At 47.7% G+C, this 20,540-nt stretch carries 18 protein-coding genes and 1 pseudogene; 8 read left to right on the top strand and 11 right to left on the bottom strand.

The annotated features are described in order from the left end of the window. Window positions 1-19: 19 nt before the first annotated feature. Genes nikA through nikR form a run of 6 tightly spaced genes read left to right on the top strand, consistent with a single transcriptional unit; the run spans window position 20 to window position 5,342 of the window. Window positions 20-1,594 carry a nickel ABC transporter substrate-binding protein gene (gene nikA, locus ACUU1I_RS03020; RefSeq protein WP_000953345.1) on the top strand — a complete coding sequence of 525 codons (1,575 nt, stop codon included), beginning with the start codon at window positions 20-22 and terminating at the stop codon, window positions 1,592-1,594. After that, window positions 1,594-2,538 carry a nickel ABC transporter permease subunit NikB gene (gene nikB / locus ACUU1I_RS03015; RefSeq protein WP_000947076.1) on the top strand — a complete coding sequence of 315 codons (945 nt, stop codon included), beginning with the start codon at window positions 1,594-1,596 and terminating at the stop codon, window positions 2,536-2,538. Before nikA ends, nikB begins: the two co-directional genes overlap by 1 nt. Next, window positions 2,535-3,368 carry a nickel ABC transporter permease subunit NikC gene (nikC, locus tag ACUU1I_RS03010; RefSeq protein ID WP_001008948.1) on the top strand — a complete coding sequence of 278 codons (834 nt, stop codon included), beginning with the start codon at window positions 2,535-2,537 and terminating at the stop codon, window positions 3,366-3,368. Before nikB ends, nikC begins: the two co-directional genes overlap by 4 nt. Further along, a complete protein-coding gene (gene nikD, locus ACUU1I_RS03005; protein WP_001136248.1) occupies window positions 3,368-4,132 on the top strand; it encodes a nickel import ATP-binding protein NikD in 765 nt (254 codons plus the stop codon). Before nikC ends, nikD begins: the two co-directional genes overlap by 1 nt. Beyond that, complete coding sequence (nikE, locus tag ACUU1I_RS03000; protein ID WP_000173672.1) at window positions 4,129-4,935, top strand: nickel import ATP-binding protein NikE; 807 nt, start codon at window positions 4,129-4,131, stop codon at window positions 4,933-4,935. Before nikD ends, nikE begins: the two co-directional genes overlap by 4 nt. Window positions 4,936-4,940: 5 nt before the next feature. Further along, complete coding sequence (nikR, locus tag ACUU1I_RS02995; protein ID WP_001190062.1) at window positions 4,941-5,342, top strand: nickel-responsive transcriptional regulator NikR; 402 nt, start codon at window positions 4,941-4,943, stop codon at window positions 5,340-5,342. A 119-nt stretch (window positions 5,343-5,461) separates the two neighbouring features. Here nikR and ACUU1I_RS02990 read toward each other — a convergent pair whose 3' ends face one another. The 8 genes from ACUU1I_RS02990 to ACUU1I_RS02955 form a co-directional block, all read right to left on the bottom strand. Continuing rightward, window positions 5,462-5,821 (bottom strand): type II toxin-antitoxin system HicB family antitoxin, encoded by a 360-nt coding sequence (locus ACUU1I_RS02990; RefSeq protein WP_000593555.1) that lies wholly within the window; start codon window positions 5,819-5,821, stop codon window positions 5,462-5,464. Next, entirely contained in the window at window positions 5,818-6,093 is a 276-nt protein-coding gene (locus tag ACUU1I_RS02985; RefSeq protein WP_001259385.1) for a type II toxin-antitoxin system HicA family toxin, read from the bottom strand. Before ACUU1I_RS02985 ends, ACUU1I_RS02990 begins: the two co-directional genes overlap by 4 nt. Window positions 6,094-6,151: 58 nt before the next feature. Beyond that, complete coding sequence (locus ACUU1I_RS02980) at window positions 6,152-7,276, bottom strand: ABC transporter permease (RefSeq protein ID WP_005072005.1); 1,125 nt, start codon at window positions 7,274-7,276, stop codon at window positions 6,152-6,154. After that, entirely contained in the window at window positions 7,276-10,011 is a 2,736-nt protein-coding gene (rbbA, locus tag ACUU1I_RS02975; RefSeq protein WP_000149173.1) for a ribosome-associated ATPase/putative transporter RbbA, read from the bottom strand. The genes ACUU1I_RS02980 and rbbA overlap by 1 nt, the downstream gene beginning before the upstream one ends. Continuing rightward, a complete protein-coding gene (locus ACUU1I_RS02970) occupies window positions 10,008-11,075 on the bottom strand; it encodes an HlyD family secretion protein (RefSeq protein ID WP_000361474.1) in 1,068 nt (355 codons plus the stop codon). The genes rbbA and ACUU1I_RS02970 overlap by 4 nt, the downstream gene beginning before the upstream one ends. A gap of 62 nt (window positions 11,076-11,137) precedes the next feature. Beyond that, window positions 11,138-11,251, bottom strand: coding sequence for a protein YhiY (gene yhiY, locus ACUU1I_RS02965; protein ID WP_214282776.1), 114 nt, complete (start codon window positions 11,249-11,251; stop codon window positions 11,138-11,140). A 189-nt stretch (window positions 11,252-11,440) separates the two neighbouring features. After that, window positions 11,441-13,063, bottom strand: coding sequence for a DUF4049 domain-containing protein (locus ACUU1I_RS02960; protein ID WP_005072008.1), 1,623 nt, complete (start codon window positions 13,061-13,063; stop codon window positions 11,441-11,443). Window positions 13,064-13,324: 261 nt separating this feature from the next. Continuing rightward, window positions 13,325-14,914 (bottom strand): DUF4049 domain-containing protein, encoded by a 1,590-nt coding sequence (locus tag ACUU1I_RS02955; protein WP_005072010.1) that lies wholly within the window; start codon window positions 14,912-14,914, stop codon window positions 13,325-13,327. A gap of 416 nt (window positions 14,915-15,330) precedes the next feature. Here ACUU1I_RS02955 and ACUU1I_RS02950 point away from each other — a divergent pair. After that, window positions 15,331-16,329: pseudogene (locus ACUU1I_RS02950) on the top strand (DUF2776 family protein). Window positions 16,330-16,862: 533 nt separating this feature from the next. Here the strand turns inward: ACUU1I_RS02950 and ACUU1I_RS02945 are convergent. Next, window positions 16,863-17,627 carry a winged helix-turn-helix domain-containing protein gene (locus ACUU1I_RS02945; RefSeq protein ID WP_000442143.1) on the bottom strand — a complete coding sequence of 255 codons (765 nt, stop codon included), beginning with the start codon at window positions 17,625-17,627 and terminating at the stop codon, window positions 16,863-16,865. A 246-nt stretch (window positions 17,628-17,873) separates the two neighbouring features. On the opposite strand from ACUU1I_RS02945, the gene ACUU1I_RS02940 reads away from it, so the two are divergent. Then, complete coding sequence (locus tag ACUU1I_RS02940; protein ID WP_167701224.1) at window positions 17,874-18,635, top strand: response regulator transcription factor; 762 nt, start codon at window positions 17,874-17,876, stop codon at window positions 18,633-18,635. Window positions 18,636-18,741: 106 nt separating this feature from the next. On the opposite strand, the gene ACUU1I_RS02935 is transcribed toward ACUU1I_RS02940, so the two are convergent. Both ACUU1I_RS02935 and ACUU1I_RS02930 read right to left on the bottom strand, forming a co-directional pair. Continuing rightward, on the bottom strand, window positions 18,742-19,254 hold the full coding sequence (locus tag ACUU1I_RS02935) for a hypothetical protein (protein WP_000751953.1): 513 nt from the start codon (window positions 19,252-19,254) through the stop codon (window positions 18,742-18,744). A 138-nt stretch (window positions 19,255-19,392) separates the two neighbouring features. Then, window positions 19,393-20,540 (bottom strand): fimbria/pilus outer membrane usher protein (locus ACUU1I_RS02930; protein ID WP_449144808.1); only part of this gene is annotated, 1,148 nt, incomplete at its 5' end.

Below are 20,540 nucleotides of genomic sequence, written 5' to 3'. Positions count from 1 at the left end.
TTAATCCATTGGGGTTACCATGCTCTCCACACTCCGCCGCACTCTATTTGCGCTGCTGGCTTGTGCGTCTTTTATCGTCCATGCCGCTGCACCAGATGAAATCACCACCGCCTGGCCGGTGAATGTCGGGCCACTAAACCCGCACCTTTACACGCCTAACCAGATGTTCGCCCAGAGCATGGTTTATGAACCATTGGTGAAATATCAGGCAGACGGTTCGGTGATCCCGTGGCTGGCAAAAAGCTGGACTCATTCAGAAGATGGTAAAACCTGGACCTTCACCCTGCGTGATGACGTGAAATTCTCCAACGGTGAACCGTTCGATGCCGAGGCGGCGGCAGAAAACTTCCGCGCAGTGCTCGATAACCGTCAACGTCACGCCTGGCTGGAGCTGGCAAACCAGATTGTTGATGTTAAAGCACTCAATAAAACAGAGCTGCAAATTACCCTGAAAAGCGCCTACTATCCTTTCCTGCAAGAACTGGCCCTGCCCCGTCCTTTCCGTTTTATCGCTCCCTCGCAGTTTAAAAACCATGAAACCATGAACGGAATTAAAGCGCCGATTGGCACCGGACCGTGGATTTTGCAGGAATCGAAACTGAATCAGTACGATGTCTTCGTCCGTAACGAAAACTACTGGGGCGAAAAGCCAGCGATTAAAAAGATCACCTTTAACGTCATCCCGGACCCGACTACCCGCGCGGTGGCGTTTGAAACTGGCGATATCGACCTGCTGTACGGAAACGAAGGGTTATTACCGCTCGATACCTTCGCCCGCTTTAGCCAGAATCCGGCTTACCACACCCAACTGTCACAGCCGCTCGAAACCGTGATGCTGGCGCTCAATACCGCCAAAGCCCCCACCAACGAGCTGGCAGTACGTGAAGCTCTTAATTACGCGGTAAACAAAAAATCGCTGATTGATAACGCGTTATATGGCACCCAGCAGGTCGCCGACACCCTGTTTGCCCCTTCTGTGCCTTACGCTAATCTCGGCCTGAAACCGCGCCAGTACGATCCGCAGAAAGCGAAAGAGTTGCTGGAAAAAGCCGGTTGGACGCTGCCTGCGGGCAAAGACATCCGCGAGAAAAATGGTCAGCCGCTGCGCATTGAACTGTCGTTCATCGGCACCGATGCGTTAAGCAAATCGATGGCGGAAATCATTCAGGCTGATATGCGCCAGATTGGCGCAGATGTCTCGCTGATTGGCGAAGAAGAGAGCAGTATCTATGCTCGTCAGCGCGACGGTCGTTTTGGCATGATTTTCCACCGCACCTGGGGCGCGCCATACGATCCACACGCCTTCCTGAGTTCAATGCGCGTACCGTCGCACGCTGACTTCCAGGCACAGCAAGGATTAGCCGACAAGCCGCTGATTGATAAAGAGATCGGCGAAGTGCTGGCGACCCATGACGAAACGCAACGTCAGGCGCTGTATCGCGACATTCTGACCCGTCTGCATGACGAGGCGGTTTATCTGCCTATCAGCTACATCTCGATGATGGTGGTATCAAAACCGGAGCTGGGTAATATCCCCTACGCGCCGATCGCCACCGAAATTCCGTTCGAACAGATTAAACCGGTGAAACCTTAATGTTGCGTTACGTATTACGCCGCTTTCTGCTGCTGATCCCGATGGTGCTCGCCGCCTCGGTGATCATTTTTCTGATGCTGCGCCTCGGTACCGGCGACCCGGCGCTCGATTATCTGCGTTTATCTAACCTGCCGCCGACGCCGGAGATGCTGGCCTCTACCCGCACCATGCTCGGGCTGGATCAGCCGCTGTACGTCCAGTACGGTACCTGGTTGTGGAAGGCGCTGCATCTTGACTTTGGTATCTCATTCGCCAGCCAACGCCCGGTACTGGACGATATGCTGAACTTCCTGCCCGCCACGCTGGAACTTGCAGGTGCGGCGCTGGTATTAATTCTGCTCACTTCCGTACCGCTCGGTATCTGGGCGGCGCGCCACCGCGATCGTTTGCCGGATTTCGCCGTGCGCTTTATCGCGTTTCTTGGCGTGTCGATGCCCAACTTCTGGCTGGCATTTTTGCTAGTGATGGCGTTTTCGGTGTATCTGCAATGGCTACCCGCGATGGGCTACGGCAGCTGGCAGCACATCATTTTACCTGCGGTTTCCATCGCCTTTATGTCGCTGGCGATTAACGCGCGACTGCTGCGCGCCAGTATGCTGGACGTCGCCGGTCAGCGTCACGTCACCTGGGCGCGGCTACGCGGCCTGAATGACAAACAGACCGAACGCCGCCATATTCTGCGCAATGCCTCGCTGCCGATGATCACCGCCGTGGGGATGCACATTGGCGAATTGATTGGCGGGACGATGATTATCGAAAACATCTTTGCCTGGCCTGGCGTCGGGCGCTATGCGGTGTCGGCGATTTTTAACCGTGACTATCCGGTGATTCAGTGCTTTACGCTGATGATGGTGGTGGTTTTTGTGGTCTGTAATTTGATTGTCGATTTGCTCAACGCCGCGCTGGACCCGCGCATTCGTCGTCATGAAGGAGCGCACGCGTGAACTTTTTCCTCTCTTCCCGCTGGTCGGTACGCCTGGCGCTGATCATTATCGCCCTGCTGGCGCTGATTGCGCTCACCAGCCAGTGGTGGCTGCCGTACGATCCACAGGCAATTGATTTGCCGTCGTGCCTGCTTTCGCCGGATGCGCAGCACTGGCTGGGCACCGATCACTTAGGTCGCGATATTTTCTCGCGGCTGATGGCAGCGACCCGCGTGTCGCTCGGTTCGGTAATGGCCTGCCTGCTGCTGGTGCTGATATTAGGGCTGGTTATTGGCGGCAGCGCCGGGTTGATTGGCGGGCGCGTTGATCAGGCCACCATGCGCGTCGCCGATATGTTTATGACCTTCCCGACCTCGATTCTGTCGTTCTTTATGGTTGGCGTGCTCGGCACCGGGCTGACCAACGTAATTATCGCCATCGCCCTGTCGCACTGGGCGTGGTATGCACGCATGGTGCGCAGCTTGGTGATTTCACTACGCCAACGCGAGTTTGTGCTGGCGTCACGGCTTTCCGGTGCGGGCCATGTGCGGGTGTTTGTCGATCATCTGGCAGGCGCGGTGATCCCTTCGCTGCTGGTGCTGGCAACGCTGGATATCGGCCATATGATGCTGCACGTCGCGGGGATGTCTTTCCTTGGCCTCGGTGTGACCGCGCCGACCGCCGAATGGGGCGTGATGATTAACGACGCGCGCCAGTATATCTGGACCCAGCCGCTGCAAATGTTCTGGCCGGGGCTGGCGCTGTTTATCAGCGTGATGGCCTTTAACCTGGTGGGTGACGCACTGCGCGATCATCTGGATCCTCATCTGGTGACGGAGCACGCACACTAATGCCGCAACAGATTGAACTACGTAATATCGCGCTACAGGCCGCGCAGCCGCTGGTACACGGTGTATCGTTAACCCTGCAACGCGGGCGCGTGCTGGCGTTAGTCGGCGGTAGCGGCAGCGGGAAATCATTAACCTGCGCCGCGACGCTGGGCATTTTGCCCGCTGGCGTTCGCCAGACGGCGGGGGAAATTTTAGCCGATGGCAAACCGGTTTCGCCTTACGCCCTGCGCGGCATCAAAATTGCCACCATCATGCAGAACCCGCGCAGCGCCTTTAATCCACTGCACACCATGCACACCCACGCGCGGGAAACCTGCCTGGCGTTAGGGAAACCCGCCGATGACGCTACGCTTACCGCTGCCATAGAAGCGGTGGGGCTGGAAAACGCCGCGCGCGTGCTGAAGCTGTACCCGTTCGAGATGAGCGGCGGCATGTTGCAGCGCATGATGATTGCGATGGCGGTGCTGTGTGAATCACCGTTTATCATCGCCGATGAACCGACCACCGACCTCGACGTGGTAGCACAGGCGCGCATCCTCGATCTGCTGGAAAGCATTATGCAAAAACAAGCGCCGGGAATGCTGCTGGTCACCCATGATATGGGCGTTGTGGCGCGTCTGGCGGATGACGTGGCGGTGATGTCACAAGGTAAAATTGTCGAACAGGGCGATGTAGAAACGCTGTTTAACGCCCCCAAACATACGGTGACGCGCAGCCTGGTTTCCGCTCATCTCGCCCTCTACGGTATGGAGCTGGCATCATGACCTTACTTAACGTCTGCGGCCTTTCCCATCACTATGCCCACGGTGGATTTAGCGGAAAACATCAACATCAGGCGGTGCTGAATAACGTTTCCCTGACCCTGAAAAGCGGCGAAACCGTCGCCCTGCTGGGACGCAGCGGCTGCGGAAAAAGCACCCTCGCGCGGCTGCTGGTAGGCTTAGAGTCTCCCTCACAAGGGAATATTAGCTGGCGCGGCGAATCGCTGGCGAAACTTAATCGCGCCCAACGTAAAGCCTTCCGCCGTGATATTCAGATGGTGTTTCAGGACTCCATCAGTGCCGTGAATCCGCGCAAAACCGTGCGCGAGATCCTGCGTGAACCGATGCGCCACCTGCTATCACTGAAAAAATCCGAACAACTGGCGCGCGCCAGCGAAATGCTGAAGGCGGTCGATCTCGATGACAGCGTTCTCGACAAACGCCCACCGCAGTTAAGCGGCGGCCAGCTCCAGCTCGTCTGCCTGGCACGCGCGCTGGCGGTCGAACCGAAATTGCTGATTCTGGATGAAGCCGTTTCTAACCTTGATCTCGTGTTACAGGCGGGCGTCATTCGCCTGCTGAAAAATCTACAACAACAGTTTGGCACTGCCTGCCTGTTCATCACTCATGACTTACGCCTGGTGGAACGCTTTTGCCAGCGAGTGATGGTGATGGACAACGGACAAATCGCCGAAACCCAGGCGGTGGGAGATAAATTAACCTTTTCCTCTGACGCCGGACGTGTGCTACAAAACGCGGTATTACCCGCATTCCCCGTGCGCCGTCGCACCTCAGAAAAGGTTTAACGCCAATGCAACGAGTCACCATCACGCTTGATGACGATTTACTGGAGACGCTGGACAGCCTGAGCCAGCGTCGTGGTTATAACAACCGTTCCGAAGCTATCCGCGATATTCTGCGTAGTGCCCTGGCGCAGGAAGCTACCCAGCAGCACGGCACACAAGGTTTCGCGGTGCTGTCGTATGTGTATGAACACGAAAAACGCGACTTAGCCAGCCGTATTGTTTCCACCCAGCATCATCACCACGACCTCTCCGTCGCCACGCTACATGTGCACATCAACCACGACGACTGTCTGGAAATCGCCGTGTTGAAAGGTGACATGGGTGACGTGCAGCATTTTGCCGATGACGTTATCGCCCAGCGCGGCGTGCGGCACGGGCATTTGCAGTGCCTGCCGAAGGAAGATTGAGTTATTTCTAAAACAAGGAAAGAAAAGATATTAACTGAACTTAATTTATAAAATTAAGTTCAGTTGCATAGATAGATCCTGTAAAGGCAGATATTCTGCGTAATGTACGTCGCTAAAATTTATAAATGATTCAAACGCTCATTCAGTGTTTCAATAATATAGGTATTAACAGAGACTTGTTGCTGCGCAGCCGCATTATTAAGGCGTTCACTCAGCGATTCTGGATAGCGTAACGTAAAGGTCTTAATCTTTTCTGTACGCGCATACGGCTCAATACCCGCAGCTTTACAATCCTCAAGATACTCTCGCAGGGAAAGCTCTCCTTCTTTTTGCAGCCCCTGAATACTGTCAGAGACAAAATCACAATAACCTGACAAGCCCAGGAATTTGCCACGAAATGCATTCAGTTCTGGCACGTAGGTAATAACAGCTGGTTGCCCGGCAATCTCCATAGAGTTTGGCGTCTTCAGTTTGATCATGGTTTTACCCCTATACTTAGTAACCAGTCACGCACGCTTTCTACAGCGCCTTTATCGGTATCTGGCGACGGATGAGGCCGATGGAAACACGCAACGCTCATATTTAGTATGAACTTGCAACGCGAACCTCTTCCTTCCTTAATTTCTCCGCCTAATGCTTTAACCAGTGACTCTATATCAGACCACTTGATCCCTTGAGGAACAGGTGTTTTAAATATTTGATCCAATGTATTTTTTTGTTTCTTCCGTAAAGCCTGTACCTTGGTTCTCATGGCATGTCCTTATGACTTCACTTTATGACATCACAGTATGAAGTCAAGTTTCCCTTCCTTACGCCATTGTCCCAATCGTCTTCCTGAATCGCAGCAGTGCGATGGTGAAAAACGCGCCGCCAATTGCCATCAGCGTCAGGAACTGCGGCCAGACGATTTCGAATCCGGCACCCCGGTAGAGGATGGCCTGCGCGAGGCTAACAAAGTGTGTCGTCGGCATGGTCAGCATAATGTCCTGCACCATCTGCGGCATACTTTCGCGCGGCGTGGATCCACCGGAAAGCATTTGCAGCGGCAGCAGCACCAGAATCACCAGCAGCCCCAGTTGCGGCATTGAACGCGCTATCGTCCCCATAAAAATGCCGATTGACGTGGTGGCAAACAGACTGAGCGCCACGCCCAGCATAAACAGCGGGATCGAGCCTTCAATCGGTACGCCCAGTACACCTTTCACCATCAGCACCAGCGATAATCCCGATACCACCAGCACCACCAGCCCCATCGACCAGATCTTCGCCATCATGATCTCAAACGGCGTTATCGGCATCACCAGTAAATGTTCCACCGTGCCGTGTTCACGCTCGCGGATCAGCGCCGATCCGGTCAATACAATCGCCAGCATGGTAATGTTGTTGATGATCGCCATCACCCCGCCAAACCACGCGGGATCAAGGTTCGGGTTAAAGCGCATCCGGGTTTCCAGCGATACCAACGGTTCGCTGTTATCACGGTAGCGCGCGACAAAGCTGTTCACTTCACCGTTGATAATATTCTGGATATACCCATTGCCGGTAAATGCCTGGCTCATGCGCGTGGCATCGACGTTCACCTGAATATCCGGCTGGCGTCCGGCGAGGACATCACGCTGAAAATTAGGCGGAATATTTATCGCGAAGGTATAGCGTCCGGCGTCCAGTCCGGCATCCATCTCATCGGCGGTGATCATCTCCGGTGGCAAAAACCACGGACGATAGAAGCTGTTAACGATCCGGTTCGATAACTGCGATTGATCCATATCGGCAATGGCGATCGGCGCGAGGTTCAACGATCCTGGCGTAACGGTCGCTGACGAATACACCGACACCGTAAACGAGAAGACAATCAGCGTCAGCATCGCTTTATCACCGAGCAGACTGCGCAACTCTTTGATACCCAGATTAAAAATATTGCGTAACTGGCGCATCATCCCTCCTGTTTTTTCAGCAGCAGGATGCTTAAGCCCATCACCAGCGGGATGGCTATCAGCAACGGGATAAAAAGTTGCCACAAATCAGTCAGATCCAGCGCTTTCGAGAACGTTCCGCGGGCGATAGTCAGAAAATGACTGGTCGGGTAAACCTCGCCGATCCAACGTCCAGGCCCTTCCAGCGAAGCTACCGGATCGATCATCCCGGAAAACTGTGTCGCCGGGATCAATGTGATAATCGCCGTTCCGAAAATGGCGGCAATCTGGCTTTTCATAAAGGTGGAGATCAGCAGCCCCATTCCAGTGGCAATGATGATATACAGCAGCGCCGCCAAGGTGAGCGTCAGGAAACTGCCTTTATGCGGTACGCCAAACACAAACACCGACAGGCCGCAGAGCAGGAAAAAGTTCAGCATCCCCAGCGCGATGTACGGCAGCTGTTTGCCAAGCAAAAATTCGCTACGGGTGGTGGGGGTCACGTAAAGGTTGATAATCGACCCTAGCTCTTTTTCCCGCACCACGCTAAGGGCGCTTAGCATTGACGGGATCATCATCAGCAGAAGCGGGATCACCGCCGGAACAATCGCTGGCAGGCTTTTTACGTCCGGGTTATAGCGATAACGCGTCTCAATGTTCATCAGCCCGCTTTGGCTGGCGGGTGTCGATTGTCGGCTCGCCACATCCTGAAGCCAACTCTGGTGCATTGCCTGCACGTAACCTTTTACCGTTTCGGCACGACTGGGCATCGCTCCGTCGATCCAGACGCCGAGTTCCACAGGCGTACCACGCGCGATATCGCGCCCGAAATTGGGCGGGATCTCAATGGCCACCGTGATATCGCCCGCACGCATCCGACGATCAAGCTCGTCATAACTGGTGAGCGGCGGCTGTTCGATAAAGTAACGGGAACCGGAGAGGTTGAGTGTCCACGCCTGGCTACTGACGGTCTGGTCGCGGTCGAGCACCGCAAAGCGCAGGTTTTCCACATCCATACTGATGCCGTAACCCATTATCAGCATCAGGATCACCGTTCCCATCAGCGCCAGCGTCGAACGTACTGGATCGCGTCGCAGTTCCAGCGCTTCGCGGCGGCTGTAGCTAAACAGACGGCGCAGGCTAAATCCCTGACGCGGCGCGTGGGTGGTGTCGTGTACCACGGGCGGCGCTTCGGCTTCGTTGCTCTGCCCTGCCGCTTCCTGCAAATAGGCGATAAATGCCTCTTCCAGACTGGCGGCTCCGCGTTTCTCAACCAGTTCCTGCGGTGTACCGCTGGCAAGCACTTTTCCGGCGTGCATCAGTGAGATGCGGTCGCAACGTTCCGCTTCGTTCATAAAGTGGGTGGAGATGAAGATAGTCACTTTGTCCTGGCGCGAGAGATCGACCATCAACTGCCAGAACATATCCCTCGCCACCGGATCGACACCAGAAGTAGGCTCATCGAGGATTAACATCTCCGGGCGATGAATCACCGCCACCGCCAGCGAAAGCCGCTGGCGAATGCCGAGCGGCAATGACTCCGGCAGAACATCTTCAACGTCGTTGAGCTTAAAACGCTCGCTCATTTCAGCCACTCGCGCGGGAATTTCCGCTTCCGGGATGTGAAACAAACGGGCATGTAACTCCAGGTTTTGCCGCACGGTGAGTTCGTTATAGAGCGAAAACGCCTGCGACATATAGCCCACACGACGGCGGGTATCGATATCTTTTGGATCAACCGGTTGCCCAAATAGCCACGCCTCACCTTCGCTGGCGGGCAGCAGTCCGGTAAGCATTTTCATGGTGGTGGATTTACCGCAGCCGTTCGAACCAAGGAATCCAAAAATCTCCCCGCGTGGAATGCGGAAATTGACGTGATCAACGGCAACGAAGGAACCAAAACGCATGGTCAGATCGCGCGCTTCGATGGCAATCTCTGCGTTTTCAGGTTGATACGGTGGGATCACTACCGCCTGATGCGCCTGGCGTTGCGCTTGCGGTAACAGATTAATAAATGCTTCTTCCAGCGTGGCGCTTTGCGTTTGCTGCCGCAGCTCTTCGGCGCTGCCGGTTGCCAGCACTTCTCCGGCATTCATCGCTACCAGCCAGTCGAAGCGTTCGGCCTCTTCCATATAGGCGGTGGCGACCAGCACGCTCATATTGCTCTGCCGCTGGCGAATACTGTCGATCAGATCCCAGAACTGGGCGCGGGAGAGCGGGTCAACCCCCGTTGTTGGCTCATCAAGGATCAACAGTTCCGGGTCGTGGATTAACGCGCAGCACAGCCCAAGTTTTTGCTTCATCCCGCCGGAGAGTTTACCTGCCGGACGATCGCGAAACGGTGCTAACCCGGTGCTGGTCAGCAGCTCATTAATTCGCACTTCCCGCTCCGCTTTATCGTGACCGAACAGGCGAGCGAAAAAATCGACATTTTCATACACCGACAAGGTGTGGTAGAGGTTTTTGCCCAGCCCCTGCGGCATCCAGGCGATGCGCGGGCAGACGTCTCGGCGATGCTTCGGGTCGTGCATATCGCCACCCAGCACCACCACATTGCCCTGCTCAATGACGCGGGCACCGGAAATCAGTGACAATAAACTCGACTTCCCGACGCCATCCGGACCAATCAGCCCGACCATGCAACGGGCCGGAATATCGAGAGTGATATTGTTCAGCGCAACGGTTTTTCCATAATGCTGGCTCACGCCCGCCAGTTGCGCGACAGGCGGGACAGGAACCAGTTCCAGATGCGTCATTGCGGCAACCTCACCACGAGGTCGTCAGGCCACGGAAGTTCTTCATTCACCCGCACCCACGCTACGCCCGGTAAACCGGTTTTGACATATTCCAGATGCTGCTGGAGTAATTCCGGTGGGATACGCGCTTTGACGCGGAACATCAGTTTCAGCCGTTCATCGCTGGTTTCGACGGTTTTTGGCGTGAACTGGGCGACACTGGCGACAAAACTGATGGTTGCAGGAATACGCAGATCTGGCGCGGCATCGAGGATCAGCCGGGCTTCACCGCCCAGTTTCAGCGTGCCCGCCTGTTCGGTTGGCAGGAAGAAGGTCATATAGACGTCGCTGAGATCGACCATATTCAGCACCCGACCGCCTGCCGCCAGCACTTCCCCTGGCTCGGCAACCCGATACTGCACGCGTCCGTCACGCGGGGCTTTCAGTTCACTGTCATCGATATCTGCGGCAATGCGCCGTTCAGTGGCTTGCGCTGCTTCGACCCGAGTTTGCGCCTGAATGATATTGGTGCGTGCTGCTTCTATAGCCGCTTTAGAAGCCGAAACCTGGGCTTTCGCTGATTCCAGCGCAGCTCGGGCGCTCTCAGCGGCGGCGCGGTCGTCATCCAGCTGTTGCGCAGAAATAGCCCCTCGTTGGGCGAGCGAGCGGGAACGCGTATGACGTTTGGCAACAGAGTCCAGTTCGGCCTGGCGTTGATTGACCAGCGACTGTGCGGCACGAGTTTCACTTTGTCGTTGCTCCAGCAAAGCCTGCGCGGCGGCAACGGCGCTTTGTGCCTCTTTGATTTGCGCGATGGCTTCCAGTCGCTGTTCCTGCAACACGCGAGTATCCATCTTCGCCAGCACTTCGCCTTCGCGAACAAACTGGCCTTCTTTCACCAGAATGGTGTCGATACGCCCGGCAGTTTTGCTGGCGATATCCACTTCCGTCGCTTCAATGCGCCCATTGCTGACAGCAAAGCCTTCCGGCACACCCGCCGGGCGCAACAGCCACCACGCCACGACGGCAGCCACCGCCAGTGCCCCGACAACCCACCACGCCAGATGGCGCTTACTCTTATCCATAATCGACCCGCCATAATCCCTGTAAGCAAACGACGCGTGTTACAACTGCCGCCGAACGACGTTCAGCGGATTCTTCCATCCGGGATAAGAAGGAAACGACAAATACGACCAGCGCGCAGAGCATTGAGCGCCAACGGGGAAGGCTTAGCGAAAACGGGTAGTAATGTTGTCATCATCAGCATTCCTGGCCGTAAATGAAACACGCATACTCATAAGTGTGATCTATAAAACTGGCTGACAAAACGGTATCCATCCTGTTGGATCGCGTTTCACGCCTGTTCAGTTGCAGGAACAGAGCATTCCTTTTTACGTTTTATCAACAGTCTCAACCAGATAGTAACATTAATATTCATGTTGTCTATGGTTCAGAGCTGTAACATTGTGCGCCTTCTAATCAAAGGCATAAGTCCATTTCTGTTTTTTTCATGCTGGTAAGACTTCCAGGGAGTGGTTATCTCTGGCCCTGCACCAGGGTTAATTTGGCAATTATGCATGCTGAACATTCTTCCAGCATGTTTACTGTCACGGGCGTTAAGACCTAAAACTGTCCCCGTTTCACCTATGCGTTCTCTCCCACCATTTCCGTTATGTGCAACAACTTGATTTATACCTAACATTTGTGAACATGCTAATAGTGCTTCAAGTTTAGGTCTGTAATCTGTCGAAACAGAAAAATAACGATTAAAGGATCGACAAGAGATAGCCCGGCTAGTTTTAAACTTTTTGCCATTAATTATAGCATGATGCTTTTTATTAATAATTTCCGCTAATTCGACCGGATCGAGAGCATTGGTCATTTCATCAATAGAGACAGTTATCGGTCCTATAATGTAACGTTTTCGCTGATCATCAAAAGTTATCCCATGATGATTTGCCATTATTTTGTATTTGGGGTCATAGAAACATACAGGATAATCTTTTATCCCGTCGTAGGTATCCTCATCAAGTGGTTTCATGCGCGTGAAGTTTTGCATATAGTTACCATTGCAATTCGTTTCATGATTTCCAGCTAATACATGAACATTTTTATTGATACTCATTATGCGTTTTAACAAATCGATGATAAATTGAACGCCACAGATATTACTAAATCGATCGCCGGTTTGGTCGCCAAGAAACGTACATGGCGTGACTGCGTCTTTATTAATAACCAAATAAGGCTGAAGACTTTCTAAAACATTATCTCTTCTGTTCAGTATACTGATTATTGTATTAACATTAGTGTCAAGTTGCTCATTAAAGTTCTCCCTTAGCAATACGTTGAGAACTTCATCTTCTATATTAAGCAACTGGCTAAGGAAATTTTCTCCTTCAGCCATGATTCCCAAATGTCCTGTTGCAAAAAGCGCGTACAAAACTGCACCGACTGAGCTATCGGTATCGCCAAAATAGGTCGGCCTGGTACTTGTGGGATCAACAGGTGAACAATTGGAGAAATAGGTTCTGTCAGCGAACTGGGGTTTTATAATTGTTTCGAATTTAATATCAAATACATTGTATTGCGATATTTCCCAGTTCCAGATGGGTTTGTACGACTCAGTAACTGCAACATCATTAGCATTATCATTTACTGTCATATTATTAAGTAAATAAACAATGCTGCACCAATTAATATCGGTATTATCAAGAGGGCAACCGTGATTTTTACTATTAATTGTCACAATAAACTGATAACAGTTATTCCTACGTAGAATATGAGCGCGCATGCCCGATAGCATACTATATTTTTCTGAATGATTCGTTTGTATGGTAAATGAAATTTTGTCATCTTGAATAGATTGTTGGAAACGTTCTATTTGCCAATCATCAATTTTTTCCACAACTTCACCGAGCATTGTCCTGGCAATACTTGATATATCATCACCTATACCATTTGCAATATACCCAAACAGTTCTTTAGTGAAGTTGGTAACATGCTCTTGCACCATATCATTTGTTGCGATTGTCGTTGTACTGCCATTAGTGCCTGCCACAGTTCCAATTTTCATCTTTTACCTCATATTATTCACCGCGAGGAATACATAGTTAACATTTTATCTTATGACATACACCTCATATTCGATGGGAAAATAATTATATTTTGCACAAATCATTCAGCCTTAAAGCATAATATGAAATTTCTTATCTCATAGCAGAGAAAGTCCCTAAAGATTGTAGAGGCGTCATCAGTACATACCTCTACAATCGATTAAGAAAACCTATGAAATACTGGCAAAATTAAAAAGAGATACCACAGCACTCATGAAGTTTTATTGAGGTTGAAAACAACTAAGCCCTGGGACACCTTTTTTATCACCACGTTCGTTAGGTGCTATCTTCCAAGAATTTAGCCCCATGGTATAATTATCAATTTTTTGATGCTGGTCTACCCCTAATCCATAATGGCCAAATTTCTGTTTAGTTTTTTTGAGCGTCTGTCCACATTTGAAGATATCTTCAGGTTTTGGTCTGAAAGCAGTAGTGTTATTAAAATAATTTTCATATACAGGTGTGGGTGCTATAGCATTGCTTCTAATTAGATGGAGAAGATGATCATCCATGTGTTGTTTATGTTTTTTATTAAATATATTTGCTAATTCCTCAGGATCAATTGGGTCTTTCATCTGATTAAATGGAACCTGCAAAGCACCGAGACAATAACATTGACTTTCTTCATTTCTTATTATTCCGTGATGACTGGTTAAAACTTTAGTTTCTGAGTTATAATTACAAACATCGAGCGTTTTAATTAAGTTATACGTATCACCGGCAGAGAGTTTATAATTTTCTAGTCGTGCAGTATAGTTACCATTAAAATTGATTTCATGATTTCCAGCCAGAACGATGACATTTTTATTAATACGGCTATCTTTATTACCCTCCATATTTCGCATAGAATTTAGCAAAGTAAGGATATATTTATCACCAAAAATAGTACTAAATCTATCGCCTGTATGATCCCCAAGGGGGATACAAGGGGTTATCGCATCGTCCTTTAAAAAAACATGTTGATGCAACTCATTCAATATCATGTCTCTCGTATTTAATAAATTGTAGAGCAATTTATTATTTTTATGTATGTATGCAGATGAAGCCATGTCTTCGTGTTTTAATAATTCACATAATAAACTCCAACCCTTTTCCCTGATGCCTATATGCCCTGAAACGAGCAATGAATAAAGTACAGCGCCTACTCTTCCATCTGTATCGCCAAAATAAGCCGTGTTGGCATTTTGTGGGTTAATCACACCACATTGTTTATAAAAGTCTATTTTAGAAAACACAGATTTAACATAGCTATCAAACTTATCCTTAGGAAACGTCTCTTTAGAGACATCCCAACGCCAGTCAGCTTTAAAATTACCGCTAAGAAGAGTAAAGAAATTTTCAGGTATGATAGAAAGCCCATTAACTTTATAAATTATGTCTGATTTATCTCCGGAGAAATTAATAAAATAATAACCATCCTTACACTCAATCTTAACTGTAATGGGAGACGATAATTTTATCACATGGTTATTGTCTGGTATAATTGTAAAGATAAACGTGTTAGTAGTATTATCGGCAAAACTATTATATTCTTGAATATCTATAGATGGCTCACTATTGTAAAACCATATTTTCTCCATCTGAAGACTATGTTCATTTACCCTCCAGTGACCATGTTGCAGGAAATAGATGATATGCATGCCAAAATCGTTATCTATTTGCGAATCATTATCCAGTTTATCAATTTCAACTATCTTTGAACGATGTGTTTTATCAACCTTGCTATGGTGTTGATGATTATTAACTTTATCTGAATGCTTATCTTTATGGTTTGAAGGGATGTACTTAAATATATTGTCAATTGCTTTCATAAATAACCCGCGATATTTTTGACCTGTTAGTAAAAAATAAATGATACATGTCTGAAAGACATATTTACGACGATATAAAACAATAATGCTTATATGTTCGCTGATTTTAAGCACCGAGACTATCCGGTCTTTTACTAAATAATGGAAAACAATCCATCCCTGGAAGACAATTGTAAAAAAAACAACAGAATAAGAATTAATCTTAGGATAAATATTTATTTATCATGGCCTTTTGACCGCTAAAAAATGGCACTCGGCACAGTAAACCCCGCTATAGTTATGCTATACATTTGTCTTTAATGATATCTCGTCGTTATATTAACAGGCTGAAATTATCATTAATGCACATTTCAATATTAGCAGGGATACCTGAGGAGTTTAAAGTGAACATATATATCGGGTAGCTTTTCAAATTAATCCCTTTGATTATAGGCTTAATTTGCATCGCGTTAGGTGGCTTTGTGCTGGAAAGTTCAGGGCAACGTCACGGGTCATGTGCTGATTTCTCTGGCGGCCATATGCCTGGCATTATTCACTACCGCATTTATTATCATTTCGCAGCTCACGCGCGGCGTTAATACGTTTTACAATACATTGTTCCCCATTATTGGCTATGCGGGGTCAATTATCACCATGATATGGGGTTGGGCACTGTTAGCAGGTAATGATGTGATGGCAGACGAGTTTGTTGCCGGCCATGTTATTTTTGGCGTTGGTATGATTGCCGCATGTGTATCGACGGTGGCAGCGTCGTCCGGTCACTTTCTGCTCATTCCCAAAAATGCAGCGGGGAGCAAGAGCGACGGAACACCGGTACAGGCTTATTCTTCATTAATCGGTAATTGCCTCATTGCCGTTCCCGTTTTACTCACCCTGCTCGGTTTCATTTGGTCTATTACGCTGTTACATAGTGCCGACATAACTCCGCATTATGTCGCCTTGGGTTAACCGCAATCTGTGCCTGTCTAATTGGCCTAGTGGCCACAATCGTCCATCAAACACGTAATACGTTCTCATCCAAAGAGCACTGGCTGTGGTGTTATTGGGTTATTTTTCTCGGCTCAGTCACGGTGCTGCAGGGGATATACGTCTTAGTCAGTTCCGATGCAAGCGCCCGACTGGCTCCCGGCATTATTCTCATTTGCCTCGGAATGATCTGTTACAGCATATTCTCAAAAGTCTGGCTACTGGCACTGGTCTGGAGACGTACCTGTTCGTTAGCCAACAGAATACCGATGATACCGGTATTTACCTGTCTGTTTTGCTTGTTTTTGTCATCATTCCTCGCGGAAATCGCACAAACTGAGCTGGACTACTTTATTCCATCTCGGGTTCTGGTTGGATTAAGCGCAGTATGTTTTACATTGTTCTCTATTGTTTCAATATTAGAGGCCGGTTCTGCGAAAAAAAATTAAAATTTACATAATCCCAGCGTTATTCATATCTTAACGCTGGTTTTTTACGAACTTAGTGAAATAATGTAGAATATAAAATTATAATTTTATATTGGAGCACATGTGTTAATGATCAACCCCGGGATACTAAAAATATAGACATTATTAAACTTGCTTAGCCTCGCATTGCCTTTACCTGTTAAAGATGCATCGAGAAAATTGAGTCTGAAGTTCTCATCCTTTATCTGATTTTCCAGTCCCGAAACTTTGGCCTTAGCATTACCTGAGATCCGTCCGTTACTATCTATTTTGTAGGTAAAAAAATACGAATGGGAAAATTTCCTCGGTGTATCTTCATCAGTTAAGCCAACAATCGTAAAACTACCGCTACCATCTTTTTTTAAAATGACTGAAAGGTTAGCAGAGTAGTATAAAGAATGATCTGTTTTAGCATTTCTTGTTAACGTCGACGTACATTCAAGAGACGTTGTGCTACCATCACGAGCCTTCCAGAGAGCAAAAAAACACACCTGTAGCAAAAATACATTTTCTTATTAGTCATATAATAGCACCTCTGAACAAATTGCATAAGTTTCGCCATTAGAGGATTTTATACATCTTGATAAATACCGCTGCCCTTCCCCAAGCAAATAATGCATACTATTTACATCATATATAAAATTTGCACCTGGCACACAGGGTAAATGCTTTTTCGAAATTTCAGCGGCCTCTATTTGAGATTTAGCGAGGCCAATCTCGTTAAGATTCGCTGAAAGATATAAATCACAGGTGTCAATCTTACCTGATTTAACCAATGGATAATCCGTTATACTGTAGGTATCTTTAAAAGCCACGGCAAACATTTCAATAATAACAATTACTACCACAAGCGAAATCAAAATGCGAAAAAGAGGAATACTCCTTTTGCGCTCTACTTTTTCAACAACATCTTCTTGTAAATGAGAATCATCATAAGATTGTTTACTTATTGTTATGTTTTCACTGATGTAAAAGCCTACTTTGGGTATCGTAAGAATCACATTTTCTTCAACACCAATATTTTTAAAACTTTTGCGTAACAGGGATATATATTGGTTCAATGTGTTGTTTGACAGATCAAATGAAAATCTCTCCAAAACGCTATCAATGATTGAGTTCCTGTCAACCGCTCCACCATTACTTTCCAGTAACACTGCCAAAATACACCCCGCCGTAGCTGGCAAATTTATCTCATCCTGGGTATTTACATTCGAGAGCGAGCATTTGTTCGGATCAAAAATAATCGCGTCATTGATAATGAAAAAACATCTCCGCTCCATGCAGGCAACAACACAAAATAAGATTTTGTCATTTTAGCCTATTCCTGGTGGAACTGACACAAGAAACTAAAATACAAATATAACCCTGAAAAAGTCATATAAAACTTATATCCACAGAATAAAAAAACAAAACATGTCAGTTTTATCAATATAAAGTATCGCAAGGCGAAAAGTGATGCAAGAATACTCCTAAGTAAATGAAAGCGCACCACATGAAATTATCAACACATGTAATTTCATCATTAGGTGCTATCGAAAATAACTCAGGAGCTACTTAAGATGAATAATGTCTTACTCATGAGACCCGATGACTCAGAATTTATGATACCTGATGACTGGTCAGGGCTAAACGCAAAAGGCATTACATACGAACAAGATAATAGAGTGACAGAGTCTTTTCTGCCTTTTAAATCTTTTTATTGTTCACCGGTGTGCACGACAGTTGAACTCATCTCACAAAATAATTGTTTTGCTATGGGTATCCGCTACCTTCTGGAAAAGAAAAGAGACTTAAGGCTAAATCACTTTAAAGCCTTCTCTCATAAATGCGAGACAAAACCTGACGTGTTAATTATGACCGGGTGCACCGTCGCTGATACTTATAGTATATTCTCACGCATTGTTGAAGAAAATATAATGAAAACGATGACACCTATCGTCATCATTACTGGGCATCACTCAGAAGATCTTTGTTCTCTGGCATCGAAACTGGGAGGAGTTAAAATAATATCACCGACAGAAAAGATTGCAAAAATAGAAAACGCTATCAATGATGCTTTTAACAGCAAGCCTAAAAAAATAAGATTTTTAACAGATATACTCTCTCTTCAACAAATTGAGACCATGAAAATGGTTGCGCAGGGTAGATCCGTTAATGAGATTTCAGCCGCAATGAATATTAGCATCAAGACCGTGTATGCACATAAAGTTCGTGCTATCAATAAGCTGGGAATTAAGAAAAAAGTTTATGAAGCGCTTTTTTATAAAGCGCTAATTCAGTTCAACTGATGTAAAAATCACCCTCGCTTAATAAATAATATATTCTATGTCTTTTTTTATAAGTTAAAAAAGGCGGGATATCAAATCCCGCCATGAAATTAACTAATCATCTGCATTATTCTGCGTAGATATAAGCCTGGGTACGGATGGTGTAAGAGTCTGGCTCAACAACCTGTTCTTTCATATGGGAAACGACGCGATAGGCACCACCTGTTCCAGTATTTTTCAGCATCATATAACGCTTACCGCCAATCTCTTCGGAGGCAGCTGAAGGAGGATCCTGCTCAAGCGTTGTCAGGGAAACTTTCAGTTTATGGTCCGGGTTATTGTCACCAGAAATTACTGCATCCGCTGAAGTACTGCTCTCCGCATAAATATCATCCGGGAAAGTTACAGCATAGTCGTGGCTCTGCCCATCAGATGCGCCAACAATACCTGTTGCCAAAGGCGTCCATGCAGTTAACGTACCGCTATATACCCCTTTCACTGGTTGAATGGTATTATTAACAACGATAGGCTTGGTCAAAGTAAGATTAGCTGACGCTTCAGTACCCTGGCTTACTAAAGTTCCCGCCTGAGAAGCAAAAGCTGTCCCCGCCAGCATGATTGCTAACAATGTTTTCTTCATTATATTTTCTCCATGATTTTCATTTACACTGCAAAATGCAGTTTCTTTCTTTGCATTTACGTGCTATCGCGAAAATGCTTCCACCAAATAATGGAAACATCTTCACAAAAATAAATTATGAGTTTCTTAATTTAGAAACTATAAACATGTCGCCGCTATCTGGTATAACCCTGATGCACTTTTCTTCGCAGGAAGTTGGTATTTTGCGATACAGGATTGATCTTTAGAATAACCCCATTTCACATTAAACTCGCCTTCCGCACTCAAGCCAGAAACATAAGCAATACCATCTTCACCTACAATGCCGGCCATATTTTCAGTGTCTTTGCTATAACTAATCACAGCGCCGAAGGGGACGGGTTTACCCTCTTTCTGTTTTAAGGTTACTAATCCTTTATCCCCGCTCTTCACTGCCAATGTCGCAGGCACAACGGCTCCAGCTGTCGGTACAACCAATTGACTAGTTTGTGGTAAGTCGTAATTCTTACCTATCGTTTTTTCATCCAGAATAACATCGTCTCTTCGGTATGGCTGCACTGGCAGTATTGCATACCCACGAAAATCAGTACTCAGTCCCGGCCAGCCATTAACGTTAACCCCCGTTGCTCCGGGTGCCTCTATAAGGGCTAATGTCCCATCCACATTTTGACCAAATGTAAGTCCATCCCTTGTAATAAGTATCCCACCGCTTAAATTTGCACCTAGCTGTTTCATGTTTTCGCTGGAGCTGTAATGGCTACTAAACTGACCATATGATCCATTTTTGCCAACTTGCACAATGTTCATCGTGCTCTTCGGTTGTGACTGATGAGCGTTAGTTATATTTGTCGCTACATCCCACCATACACCACCACTATTCTGACCTGATAATGAAACCTGATAGTTATTACCCTGCTCTCCCGAACGACTCATCTGTGAAGACGCATAAATTTGATTTTCGTCACCCAGCGATAATGGCACTGAAATACCCACGCTTAATTTCTGATCTACTTTCCATTTATGCGATGTCAGCAAGTCGTTTTTTGCCCAGTTAATGGAGAATGTTATGCCTCTCCATACCGTACTATAACTCAGGCTGGTAGACCGCGTGTTTCCTGTGCCCCGGGAAGAATTATACCTCGTGGTATTGAAGTTCAAATTCCCGATATTACCAAGGGGCTGGGATAAGGATATCGTAGAGCCATCGTGACTATTCTTATCTCTTTTTCTGTTCCGTTCATCCTGTGCACTTACTGCTTCAGTCAGTGTGGCATAACCTGATGCATAACGGTTCGTGGTTATAGACA

It is taken from the genome of Shigella sp. SIG3, assembly GCF_053555855.1.
This window is presented reverse-complemented; position numbering and strand designations above follow the sequence as displayed.

Coding starts and splice junctions, on each gene's coding strand:
- ACUU1I_RS02985 (WP_001259385.1), bottom strand. CDS start 6,093: ATGAGAACCAAGGTACAGGCTTTACGGAAGAAACAAAAAAATACATTG.
- ACUU1I_RS02990 (WP_000593555.1), bottom strand. CDS start 5,821: ATGATCAAACTGAAGACGCCAAACTCTATGGAGATTGCCGGGCAACCA.
- ACUU1I_RS02935 (WP_000751953.1), bottom strand. CDS start 19,254: ATGAAGAAAACATTGTTAGCAATCATGCTGGCGGGGACAGCTTTTGCT.
- rbbA (WP_000149173.1), bottom strand. CDS start 10,011: ATGACGCATCTGGAACTGGTTCCTGTCCCGCCTGTCGCGCAACTGGCG.
- nikR (WP_001190062.1), top strand. CDS start 4,941: ATGCAACGAGTCACCATCACGCTTGATGACGATTTACTGGAGACGCTG.
- nikA (WP_000953345.1), top strand. CDS start 20: ATGCTCTCCACACTCCGCCGCACTCTATTTGCGCTGCTGGCTTGTGCG.
- nikD (WP_001136248.1), top strand. CDS start 3,368: ATGCCGCAACAGATTGAACTACGTAATATCGCGCTACAGGCCGCGCAG.
- yhiY (WP_214282776.1), bottom strand. CDS start 11,251: ATGATGACAACATTACTACCCGTTTTCGCTAAGCCTTCCCCGTTGGCG.
- ACUU1I_RS02960 (WP_005072008.1), bottom strand. CDS start 13,063: ATGAAAATTGGAACTGTGGCAGGCACTAATGGCAGTACAACGACAATC.
- ACUU1I_RS02945 (WP_000442143.1), bottom strand. CDS start 17,627: ATGGAGCGGAGATGTTTTTTCATTATCAATGACGCGATTATTTTTGAT.
- ACUU1I_RS02980 (WP_005072005.1), bottom strand. CDS start 7,276: ATGCGCCAGTTACGCAATATTTTTAATCTGGGTATCAAAGAGTTGCGC.
- ACUU1I_RS02955 (WP_005072010.1), bottom strand. CDS start 14,914: ATGAAAGCAATTGACAATATATTTAAGTACATCCCTTCAAACCATAAA.
- nikB (WP_000947076.1), top strand. CDS start 1,594: ATGTTGCGTTACGTATTACGCCGCTTTCTGCTGCTGATCCCGATGGTG.
- nikE (WP_000173672.1), top strand. CDS start 4,129: ATGACCTTACTTAACGTCTGCGGCCTTTCCCATCACTATGCCCACGGT.
- ACUU1I_RS02970 (WP_000361474.1), bottom strand. CDS start 11,075: ATGGATAAGAGTAAGCGCCATCTGGCGTGGTGGGTTGTCGGGGCACTG.